The organism is Micromonospora wenchangensis (assembly GCF_002210435.1).
Lineage (GTDB): Bacteria > Actinomycetota > Actinomycetes > Mycobacteriales > Micromonosporaceae > Micromonospora > Micromonospora wenchangensis.
On sequence record NZ_MZMV01000075.1, the window covers coordinates 17,970 to 28,947 of the forward strand.

A 10,978-nucleotide genomic window follows, 5' to 3' on the forward strand; every position below is an offset into this window, starting at 1 on the left:
GGTCGGGGCGGGTCGGTAGGGTGCACGACGTGCCGGATCATGCCGAACCGTCCCAGACCCCGAACGGCGTCACGCACGCCACCCGGGCGGGCGCGTCCCGCCATCGCGTGGAGGCGGTGCTCTTCGACTTCCACGGCACCCTCGCCCAGGTCGAACCGGCCCACGACTGGGTGGTCGCCGCCGCCGCGACGTGCGGCGTCGAGCTGGAACGGATGCGGGCCACCGCGCTTGCCGACCGGCTGCTCACCGCCGGCCGGGCCGGCGGCCCGCTGCCGGCCCGGGTACCGCCCCGGCTCGCCGAACTCTGGGCCGACCGGGACCTCTACGAACACGCCCACCGGGCCGCGTACACCGGCCTGGCCGAGACGGTCGACGCCGGGATCGAGGGCTTCGCCGAGGCGCTCTACGAACGGGTGCTCGGGCCGGACGGCTGGGTGCCCTACCCGGACACCGCGCCGGTGCTCACCGCGCTCCGCGACGCCGGCGTCCCGGTGGCGGTGGTCAGCAACATCGGCTTCGACATCCGACCCCTCTTCGCAGCCTGGGGCCTGGCCGACCTGGTCGACGCGTACGCGCTGTCGTACGAGGTGGGGCGGTGCAAGCCGGACCCGGGCATCTTCCTGCGCGCCTGCGGGATGCTGCGGGTGGACCCGGAGCGGACCCTGATGGTCGGGGACACCCCGGCCGACGCCGGGGCGGCCGCCGCCGGCTGCGGGGTGCTGGTGCTGCCGGCCGCCGGACCGGGCCGCCCCAGCGGTCTCGGCTCCGTGCTCGACCTGGCCCTGCCCTCCCCGTGACCGGCTCGTCCGGCCGGGCGACGGCGGTCGGGCTGGTGCTCGGCGGGGCGTTGTCGGTGCACTTCGGGTCCGCCGTCGCCGCGCTGCTCTTCCCCCGGGTCGGCGTCCCCGGCACGGTCACCCTGCGGCTGGCCATCGGGGCGGTGCTGATGCTGCTGGTGTGCCGCCCCCGGCTACGCGGACACGACCGGGCCGACTGGCTGGCCGTGGGCGCGTTCGGGCTCGCCCTGGCCGGCATGAACTCGGTCTTCTACCAGGCCATCGAGCGGATCCCGCTCGGCCCGGCGGTGACCCTGGAGGTGCTCGGGCCGCTGACCCTGTCGGTGCTGACCGCCCGCCGGTGGACGGCCTGGTGCTGGGCGGGTCTCGCGCTGGCCGGGGTGGCGCTGCTGGGCCAGGGCGGCTTCGACCGGCTGGACCCCGTCGGCGTCGGCCTCGCGCTCGCGGCGGGCGCGCTGTGGGCCGCGTACATCGTCAGTTCCGCGCGGGTCGGCGGTCGGTTCCCCCGGGCCGACGGGCTGGCCCTCGCCCTCGCCCTGGCCGCGCTGCTGTCCCTGCCGTTCGGCCTGGCCGACGCCGGGGCGCGGCTGTGGCATCCGGGGGTGCTGACCCTCGGGGCCGGGTTGGCGCTGCTCGCCTCGGTGCTGCCCTACACGCTGGAACTGCTGGCCCTGCGCCGGCTGGCCACCTCGACCTTCGCCGTGCTGATGAGCCTCGGTCCGGCGCTCGCCGCGCTCGCCGGCTGGCTGATCCTGGGGCAGGACCTGCACCCGGTCGAGGTGCTGGCGATCGGCCTGGTGGTCGTCGCCAGCATCGGCGCGGTCCGCGCCGCCGTTCCCCGGGGGCCGCTCACCGCAGCAGACGCACCGCCCGAGGCACCGCGCTGATCCGTACCGGCAGGTCCAGGGACCGTTCCCCGTCGGCGTACGTGGTGATGCCCTCGGCGGCCAGTTCCACGGTGCGGGCCCGGAAGCTGCTCGCCAGCGGATGCGTCACATGGGTGCCGGCATAGATGCGCGGTTTGACCCGGATCAGGGTACGTCTGTCGAAGCGGCCGCCGACCACCACGTCCAGCAGCCCGTCGGTGAGGTCGGCGGCGGGGCAGATCCGCATGCCGCCCCCGTAGCGGGCGCCGTTGCCCACCGCCACCAGTACCGCGTCCACCTCGTGCCCGACGCCGTCGAGGCGCAGCGTGTAGCGGCGCGGACGCAACCGGGCCAGCTCGACGAGGATCGCCAGGTCGTAGCGGCGGGGGCCGCGCGGCCAGCGCATCCGGTTGGCCCGCTCGTTGACGATCGCGTCGAAGCCGGCGGCGAGGACCGCCCCGTACCAGCGGTCGGTGCCGTCGCCGCCGGTCATCCGGGCCAGGTCGACCGGGCGGGTACGGCCGGCCCGCAGCGCGTCGGCGATCACCGCGACGGCGGCGAGCGGATCGGCCGGGAAACCCGCGTCGGCGGCGAAGTCGTTGCCGGTGCCGACCGGCACCGGGGCGAACGGCACCGCCGTACCGCCGACCGCCTGGAGCGCGCGGTGGACCGTGCCGTCGCCACCGACCGCGACCAGCGCGGACACCCCGGCGGCGACCGCGGCGTGGCAGGCCGCCTCCGCCCCGGTGGGGTCGTGCGCGGTGAGCAGTTCCACCGGGCGGCCGGCTGCCGCGAGGCCGTCGAGGACCCGGGGCAGCAGCGCCCGGTGCCGGCCCCGGCCGGCGACGGGGTTGGCGAGCACGGCGACCGGGCCGGTCGTCCGACGATCGTCTGCGGTCACGGCGAGCACCGTACCGGCCCGACCGGCCCGTGGGCCGACCCCGATCCCCCATCTCGGCGGGTGGGGCGGGCCACCACCCCTAAGGCATCCTAGGCTGCTAGGTGGAACTGGCGGCCTGTCGTTTCCCTCAGCTACGGCCCGCTCGGCAGGGGAAAACGGGGTGGCCGTCATGCTCTCGCCGCCGAGCGCCTGGAGTTCCTGCGGGTCGGCGCGGTGCACACGGTCACGCCGTGAAGCGGGTCCGGACGATCGGCGTCAGCGACGTCACGCCGGACAGTCGGTCCGCCACCGCCCCGGCCGCCGACCGGAGCCGGCGGTGGCGCACGCCACCGCCGCGCCGGGTCCGGGTCGGACGGGTCAGCCGTGGGCCTTCTGCTGGCAGGGGACGCAGAAGCGGGCCTGCGGCAGCACCTCCAGCCGTTCGGCGGGGATCGCCACCTGGCAGCGTTCGCAGCGGCCGTAGCTCCCCTCGGCGATCCTGCGCAGCGCGCCGGCCAGGTGGTCCAGGCTCTGCCGGGTGGCCGCGATCAGCGCGCCCCGGGTGTGCGCCTCGGCCGGGTCGCCGGTGTCCGCGGTCAACTCGGTCAACCGGGCGGTCTGCGACGCGAACTGGTCGGTGAGGCTCTGCCGGAGCATGGTCAGCCGGTGCTGGTCGGCCTGATCGTGCAGATCGGTGCTCATGGACGGGTCCTTTCGGAAAAAGAAAAAGGGCCGAAGCCTGCTGGCTTCGCCCTGGTGGCCGTTCCGGAGGATGCGCGTTCCTCGGGTGGGCCACGCCCGGCGGGGATCGGGCTCGGCCGCCCCCGGCCGACCACGACCACCGCCACCGGGACACCGGTGGCGGTCGGGCGGGGGCTGACGGCCGGGAACATGCGGCCCACCATAGGCCGTGTCCGGGAGAAAACCAACGGATAACCACCGTCGGACCGCCCACTCCCGGGCCGCCGTCGGCGGCCCGGACGACCGGCCCGACGGCTGTGCTTACATGGGCACCATGGCGCAACCGGTGATCCTCACCATCGACGACGACCCCGCCGTCTCCCGGGCGGTCGCCCGCGACATCCGCCGCCGGTACGGCGACCGCTACCGGGTGGTCCGGGCCGATTCCGGCCCCGGCGGGTTGGAGGCGCTGCGGGAGATCAAGCTGCGGGGTGAACGGGTGGCGGTGCTGCTGGCCGACTACCGGATGCCCGAGATGAACGGCATCCAGTTCCTGGAGGCCGCGATGGACCTCTTCCCCGCCGCCCGCCGGGTGCTGCTGACCGCGTACGCCGACACCGACGCGGCGATCGACGCGATCAACGTGGTCGACCTGGACCACTACCTGCTCAAGCCGTGGCACCCGCCGGAGGAGAAGCTCTACCCGGTGGTGGACACCCTGCTGGAGGCCTGGGCGGCCAGCCCCGACCAGGCCAGCGACGAGATCCGGGTGGTCGGGCACCGCTGGTCGGCCCCGTCGTTCGCGGTCCGCGACTTCCTCGCCCGCAACCTGGTGCCCTACCGCTGGCTGCTCACCGACGACCCGGAGGGTGGCCGGCTGCTCGCCGCCGCCGGGGCCGACGCCACCGACGTACCGCTGGTGGTGACCCCGGACGGCAAGGCGCTGGTCGCCCCGACGGAGGCGGAACTGGCGGCGGTGGCCGGGCTCACCGTCGCCCCGTCCGCCGACTTCTACGACGTGGTGGTGGTCGGTGGCGGGCCCGCCGGACTCGGCGCCGCCGTGTACGGGGCGTCGGAGGGGCTGCGCACCGTGCTGGTGGAGCGGCGGGCCACCGGCGGCCAGGCCGGGCAGAGCAGCCGGATCGAGAACTACCTCGGGTTCCCCGACGGGGTCTCCGGTGCCCAGCTCACCGACCGGGCCCGCCGGCAGGCGCTCAAGTTCGGCGCGGAACTGCTCAGCACCCGCGAGGTGGTGGGGCTGGAGAGCGCCGGGGCGGCCCGGCTGCTGCACTTCGGTGACGGCAGCACGATCGCCGCGCACACGGTGGTGCTGGCCACCGGGGTGTCCTACCGGGTGCTCGACGCGCCCGGCCTGGCCGACCTGACCGGGCGCGGGGTGTTCTACGGCGCGGCGTCGACCGAGGCGCCCAGCTGCGTCGACCAGGACGTCTGGATCGTCGGCGGGGCCAACTCCGCAGGCCAGGCGGCGGTGCACTTCTCCCGGTACGCCAGCCGGGTGCACCTGCTGATCCGGGGCGCCGACCTGACCGCGTCGATGTCGTCGTACCTGATCCAGCAGTTGGACCGGATCGACCGGATCGTGGTGCACCCGCACACCGAGGTGGTCGGCGGCGAGGGCGACGACCACCTGGAACGGTTGCGGCTGCGGGACACCCGCAGCGGCGACGTCCGCGAGGTGGACGCCTCGTGGCTGTTCATCTTCATCGGCGCGGAGCCGCGCACCGAATGGCTGGACGGGGTGCTGGTCCGCGACGGGCGGGGCTTCATCGTCGCCGGCCCGGACCTGACGGCCGGTGGCCGGAAACCACCAGGGTGGACCCTCGCCCGCGACCCGTACCACCTGGAGTCGAGCCTGCCGGGGGTGTTCGCCGCCGGTGACGTGCGGGCCTCCTCGGTCAAGCGGGTCGCCTCGGCGGTCGGTGAGGGCGCGATGGCCGTCTCGCTGGTACACCGCTACCTGGAGGCACAGTGAGCGACTCCGACGAACGACTCACCCCGGACCAGCTGCGGGAGCTGTTCCTGTTCGCCGCCCTCGACCCGGAACAGCTCGACTGGCTGGCCGAACACGGCCGGGTCGAGCACCGGGCCGCCGGCACCGTGGTCTACGCCGAGGGCGAGGAGGCGACCTGCTTCTTCACGCTGCTGTCCGGCACCGTGTCGATGAGCCGGCGGGTGCACGGCGACGACCTGGAGGTCACCCGCACCGACCAGCGCGGCGTGTACGGCGGGGCCACCCAGGCGTACCTCGGTGGGCAGGTCGACCAGGTCTACCTGAACACGTTGCGGGCGGTCACCGATGCCGCGTTCCTGGTGCTGCCCGCCGAGACGTTCGCCCACGCGGTGCGGACCTGGTTCCCGATGGCGATGCACCTGCTGGAGGGGCTGTTCTTCGGGATGCGCGACACCCAGACCATCATCGGCGAGCGGGAACGGCTGCTCGCCCTGGGTTCGCTGTCGGCCGGGCTCACCCACGAGCTGAACAACCCGGCCGGCGCGGCGGTACGGGCCACCTCGGCGCTGCGGGACCGGGTCGCCGGGATGCGGCACAAGCTGGCGATGATCGCCGACGGCCGGCTCGACGGCCGGCGGCTGCACACCCTGGTGGAGTTGCAGGAGGAGGCGGTGAAGCGGGCCGCCCGCGCGCCGCAGCTGTCCCCGATGGCGGTCAGCGACGCCGAGGACGCGTTGGCCGACTGGCTTGACGAGCAGCGGGTCACCGCCGGCTGGGACCTGGCGCCGACGCTTGTCGCCGCCGGCCTGGACACCGCCTGGCTGGAGCAGGTCCGCGAGGTGGTCGGCCCGCAGGACCTGGAGTCGGCGGTGCGCTGGCTGTCGTACACGTTGGACACCGAGCAGTTGATGGCCGAGATCGACGACGCGGTCACCCGGATCTCCACCCTGGTCGGCGCGGCCAAGCAGTACTCGCAGCTCGACCGGGCCCCGCACCAGGTGGTGGACGTGCACGACCTGCTCGACGCCACCCTGGTCATGTTCAAGGCCAAGGTTCCGCCGGGGGTGCGGGTGGTCCGGGAGTACGACCGGGACCTGCCACCCCTCCCGGCGTACGCGGCCGAGCTGAACCAGGTGTGGACGAACCTGATCGACAACGCGCTGTCGGCGATGGGCGCGCAGGGCACCCTGACGTTGCGCACCGGTCGGTCCGGCGACCTGCTGACCGTCGAGATCGTCGACACCGGGCCGGGGATTCCCGAGGCGGTCCGACCGCGTATCTTCGAACCGTTCTTCACCACCAAGGCCGTCGGTGAGGGCACCGGGCTGGGGCTGGACATCTCCTACCGGATCGTGGTCAACAAGCACCACGGCGACATCCGGGTGGACAGCGTGCCGGGATCGACCGTGTTCCGGGTGCTGCTGCCGTTCACCGCACCGGCCCGCGCCACCGACGCCCCGGGACGCTGACAGCGAATCCAGCCGTCCGGGGCCGCTGTGATCGCGCGGTCACGGAGGATAATGGTTGGTCGCCGCCGGGGGCAAGTAGTGGTTCCCCTTCTGTCGCCCGGGAGCGGCCCGGCCATACGCTCGGCCACGGGGGGTCTGCCGTCCGCCGCAACCGGCCGGCAGGTCGCCGTACCCCGTCCCCGACGCAGGCGGAGGCCACCGTGACCATCGACCGGGTGACGACCGGGCCGGCGACCGCCGGTACCGCGGTCGGCTACACCGTGGAGGAACTCGCCCGCAAGGTGGGCATGTCGGCGCGGAACATCCGCGCCCACCAGGCCCGCCGGCTGCTGGCGCCCCCGGTGCGCCGGGGTCGGGTCGCGCTCTACGACGACTCCCACGTCCGCCGGTTGGAGGCCATCCTGACCCTGCAACGGCAGGGCTTCAACCTGGTCTCCATCGAGGCGATGCTCGGCGTACGGGGTGGCGACGACACCCCCGACGGGCTGACCGCGATGCTGCAACGGCTGGCTGCCGAACGGCCCGCGTTGACCCACGCGCTGACCCGGCACGGGGTGATCGGGCGGGCGCCGGACGGGACGGTGCGTACGGTGCGGCCCCGGCCGTTGCGTGCCGCGTTGGACCTGCACCGGGTCCGGATGGGCACGGTGCCGGCGTTGCAGGCGCTCAGTGAGGTGCTCGACAGCGTCCGGCCGCTCGCCGACGAACTGGTCGCGGAGGTCACCGCCCGGATGTTGACGCTCGCCCCCGAACTGGGTGGCGGCGGGCCCCGGCCGTCGTGGTCCGACGGGGACCGGGAGACGATCCTGCTGACCCAGGGGGTGGTGAACGTGCTCACCGAGGCGTTCCGGTTGGCGGTGGAGCACCAGGCCGAGGCGCACATCGCGGGCCTGCTGGAGGCCACCGGCCCGCGGCCGACGCCCGTCGGGGACGACGCCCTGGTCGACAGGGGCTGACACCGGCCGGAGCGGGTGCCCGGGTCAGCGGTCGGTGTCGTCGAACCGGGACACCCAGGCGACCAGACCGGAGCGGGACTCCACGCCCGCCTTGCGGTAGATCCGGGTCAAATGCGCCTCCACGGTGCGGGGGCTGATGTGCAGCTGACGGCCGATCAGCCGGTTGGTGACCCCGGTGCTGGCCAGCCGGGCGATGTGCCACTCCCGGTCGGTCAGGGCGGTCTCGGCGAGCGCCCGCACCGGCCGGGCCAGTCGCAGGCCGACCCGTTCGGTGCCGCACCGGGCGGCCAGTTCCTGTGCCCGGCGGCGGGCCCGGCCGGCGGGGCCGTGCTGGTCCACCGCCTCGGAGGCGCGGGCGATGGCGACCAGGGCGAGGCTGTGCCGCAGCGTCATGCCGGCGGCCCGGAACCGGTCCGCCGCGGTGCGCAGGTACGGCAGCGCCGTCAGCACCTCGCCCCGGGCGAGCAGCACCTCCCCGTACGCCGACTCGGCGAAGGCGTGCTGGCCGGGCAGGCCGAGCAGGTCGGCGTCGGCCAACGCGGCGCGGGCCCGCCGGTACGCCTCGGGCAGGTCCCCGGCGGCCAGGGCGGCGGCGCAGAGAAGTTCGTGCCACATCGGTCGCAGGGAGGCCTGTAGGCGGGTCAGCCGGCTGTCGCCACCGGCGTCGGTGAGCATCTCCACGCAGGTGTCGGGATCACCGGCGAGCAGCGTCGCGGTGGCCAGCGCGGTCGCCGCGGTCCGTCCCGACCAGCTGTCGAGGTCGTTGGCGAGCTCCACGGCGGTGCGGGCCAAGGCCACCGCCCGGTCGTCGTCCCGCGGGCCGCCCCGCCACGCGGTGGCCTGCGCCTCGAAGGCGAGGGCGAAGCTGAGCAGGGAACGGCTGCCGATCCGGCGGGCGATGCCGCCGGCCTCGGTGGTCAGCCCGATCACGGTGCCGAGCTGGCCCCGGTGGTAGGCGACCTGGCTGCGGCCGAGCAGCAGTTGGCAGAGCCCGTCGTCGCGGTGGGCGTCACGGACCAGGGTGATCCCCCGGTCGAGGTGCCGGGTGGCGTCGGCGGGTCGTTCCAGGAACAGCTCGGCCAGTCCGACCGCCAGCAGGCAGTCGGGGCGCTCGCGCAGGTCCCGGTCGGGCAGCGCGTCGACGATCGGCGCGCCGGCGGCGAGCAGTTCCCGGGCGATCCGCACCTCGCCGTCGTGGGCGGCGGCCAGTCCGCGGACGGCGAGCAGGCCGGCCCGGTCGATGCCGCTGGCCTCGCCGTCGGGTGCGCCGCCGGGCACCGGCGACGGGTGCCCGGACAGGATGCCGATCGCGCCGAGTTCGGTGGCGAGCTGGTACGCCCCGGCGGTCGGCGTCGGTGTCCCGACCAGTTCCCGGCGGCTGATCGCGGCGGCCTCGGCGTAGTTGCCGAGCAGGCGTTCCACCCGCACCCACTGGGCGACGGCGGCGGTCCGGCGGCCGGGCGGGTCGACGGGCAGTTCGGGGACGACCTCCCGCAGCAGGGTACGGCTCTCGGCGAGGTTGCCCATCTCGCCGGTGATCCGGGCCAGCAGCAGGGTGACGTCGTGCCGGGTGTCCGGGGAGCCGGCCGGCGGGCGTACCGCGTGCAGCGCCGTCCGCAGCCAGCGGACGGCCAGGTCCGGGGCGTCGCCGCGGATCTCCTCGGCGGCCCGGCAGAGCACGTCGACGTAGGGTTCGACCGGCCGGCCGTGGGGCAGTCCGAGCAGGTGTACGGCCTGCGCCACCCGTTCGGCAGGCGGGGCCTGCCGGGCGAGCAGCACCGTCAACGCCCGGTGGTGCGCCTCCGCCCGCCAGGCCGGGTCGGTGTCCTGCGCGACCGCCGCACGCAGCACCGGATGCCGGAAGGTGAACCGGGCCGTGGTCGGGACGACCCGCAGCAGGTCCCGGCGGACCAGTCGCCAGGCGGACTCGGTCACCTGCCGGGCCGGCAGACGGGCCACCTCGGCGAGCAGGTCGACCGCGCTGGGTGTGCCGCACACGGCCGCGGCGCGCAGGCAGGTCGCGTCGACCGGGGACAGGCCGGCCCACTCGGCGCGCAGGGTGGCCACGGCCCGGTCGGTGAGCCGGGGCTCGGTGGTCGACGGGGGATCCCGGTCGCCGTCCGCCGGCCCGAGGCCGTCCAGGGCGACGAGGTAGCCGGGGTTGCCGGCGGCCCGGTCGTGGCGGCGGCCCAGTTCGGCCGGGTCCTCGTGCGGGTACAGCGCGACGGTCTCGGCGAGGCTGAGTGGCCCCAGTTCGATCCGCTCCCGGCCCCGCACGCCGGGGACGCCGGCCTCGGGCGGGCCGAACGGCATCGCGGTGTCGAGCTGGCGGGGCCGGTAGACCAGGATCAGCAGCAGCGGTGCGGGCACCGGGTAGCGCAGCAGGTGGGCGACGAGCCCGGTGGACGAGGTGTCGGCCCAGTGCAGGTCGTCAAGGACGAGGGCCAGCCCGTCCCGGGCGGCCAGGGTGAGCAACCGGCGGGCCAGCTGGTAGGTGCGGAACTGGCGTACGTCGAGCGCAGCGGCGGTGCCCGGGGTCAGCAGGCCGTCGGGTACGGCGGTGGGGTGCTGCGGGTCGGCGCTCACGGGGTGGGGGGCGCCGAAGGCGTGCCGGAAGACGTGGAAGGGGATGTCCCGTTCCGCTTCCACGCAGGTGCCGACGGCCCGGGGCGGGGCCGGGACGCAGCCGTCCAGCGCGGCGTGGACGAGACGGGTCTTGCCGATCCCCGGGTCGCCGACCACCTCGCACACCACCTGGGTGCCGGTGCGGACGCTGTCGGCGTGGGCGGCGCGGATGCGGGCGACCTCCGGCCGCCGTCCGACGAATGGTGAGCCGGACAGCGCATCCTCCAGCCCAGCTGCCGTCACGCAGATCACGTGTATTCCCTGCGACACTCCAATGGGGATTGCCGGGACTATACCGGTGGCTGGAAACACGAGGAACATCGATGTCGCGGGGGTGACCGAACGATTCGGCCCGCTGACCGTACGGGTGACGGAATCGGCCGTTTCCGGTGTGGTGTCGGGCGTGCCGACGGTCAGGGGGTGGGCGGGGCGACCGGCAGCGCGGCGATCAGTCGGATCTGCGCGGTACGGGACTCGTCGATACGTCGGGCCAGGTCGCGGACGGCCGGGGCGACGGCCACCGCCAGGTGCGCCCGGGCCAGCGCGGCGGCCTGCCGCTGCTGTGGCACCAGCACCGCCACCAGGGCGGCGTCGTAGCCGGCTTCCGGGGTGCCGCGCAGCAGTGCCACCGGGTCGGGGGTGTCGCCCGGGTCGGGGTGGGCGTGCCGGTGGCTGCCGGTGTCCGGGCCGGCGGCGCTGATCCACAGGCGGGCCTGGGCCACCTCGTCGGTC

The 10,978-nt window shown here is 75.0% G+C and carries 8 protein-coding genes and 1 pseudogene; 5 read left to right on the forward strand and 4 right to left on the reverse strand.

Annotated features, from left to right (window positions below; translation table 11 throughout):
• The first annotated feature begins 29 nt into the window (after positions 1–29).
• The gene (locus tag B5D80_RS28885) at positions 30–797 is read left to right on the forward strand and encodes an HAD family hydrolase (RefSeq protein ID WP_425437280.1); all 768 of its coding nucleotides are present in this window, start codon (positions 30–32) and stop codon (positions 795–797) included.
• Entirely contained in the window at positions 794–1,684 is an 891-nt protein-coding gene (locus tag B5D80_RS28890; RefSeq protein WP_245855046.1) for an EamA family transporter, read from the forward strand. Before B5D80_RS28885 ends, B5D80_RS28890 begins: the two co-directional genes overlap by 4 nt.
• Here the strand turns inward: B5D80_RS28890 and B5D80_RS28895 are convergent.
• Both B5D80_RS28895 and B5D80_RS28900 read right to left on the reverse strand, forming a co-directional pair.
• Positions 1,647–2,573 (reverse strand): diacylglycerol kinase family protein, encoded by a 927-nt coding sequence (locus B5D80_RS28895; RefSeq protein WP_088647092.1) that lies wholly within the window; start codon positions 2,571–2,573, stop codon positions 1,647–1,649. The genes B5D80_RS28890 and B5D80_RS28895 overlap by 38 nt on opposite strands.
• A 348-nt stretch (positions 2,574–2,921) precedes the next feature.
• Complete coding sequence (locus B5D80_RS28900) at positions 2,922–3,245, reverse strand: TraR/DksA family transcriptional regulator (protein ID WP_088647093.1); 324 nt, start codon at positions 3,243–3,245, stop codon at positions 2,922–2,924.
• Positions 3,246–3,558: 313 nt separating this feature from the next.
• Between B5D80_RS28900 and B5D80_RS28905 the strand changes: the two genes are divergently transcribed.
• From B5D80_RS28905 to B5D80_RS28915, 3 genes are all read left to right on the forward strand, one after another.
• Positions 3,559–5,217 carry an NAD(P)/FAD-dependent oxidoreductase gene (locus B5D80_RS28905; RefSeq protein ID WP_088647104.1) on the forward strand — a complete coding sequence of 553 codons (1,659 nt, stop codon included), beginning with the start codon at positions 3,559–3,561 and terminating at the stop codon, positions 5,215–5,217.
• On the forward strand, positions 5,214–6,665 hold the full coding sequence (locus B5D80_RS28910; RefSeq protein WP_088647094.1) for an ATP-binding protein: 1,452 nt from the start codon (positions 5,214–5,216) through the stop codon (positions 6,663–6,665). Before B5D80_RS28905 ends, B5D80_RS28910 begins: the two co-directional genes overlap by 4 nt.
• Before the next feature lie 200 nt (positions 6,666–6,865).
• Positions 6,866–7,621 (forward strand): MerR family transcriptional regulator, encoded by a 756-nt coding sequence (locus tag B5D80_RS28915; protein ID WP_088647095.1) that lies wholly within the window; start codon positions 6,866–6,868, stop codon positions 7,619–7,621.
• Between the two features lie 24 nt (positions 7,622–7,645).
• On the opposite strand, the gene B5D80_RS28920 is transcribed toward B5D80_RS28915, so the two are convergent.
• Both B5D80_RS28920 and B5D80_RS28925 read right to left on the reverse strand, forming a co-directional pair.
• Positions 7,646–10,489: an ATP-binding protein gene (locus tag B5D80_RS28920; protein WP_158224261.1), complete on the reverse strand. Its 2,844-nt coding sequence runs from the start codon at positions 10,487–10,489 to the stop codon at positions 7,646–7,648.
• Positions 10,490–10,659: 170 nt separating this feature from the next.
• Positions 10,660–10,978: pseudogene (locus B5D80_RS28925) on the reverse strand (DUF305 domain-containing protein); the annotation flags it as partial.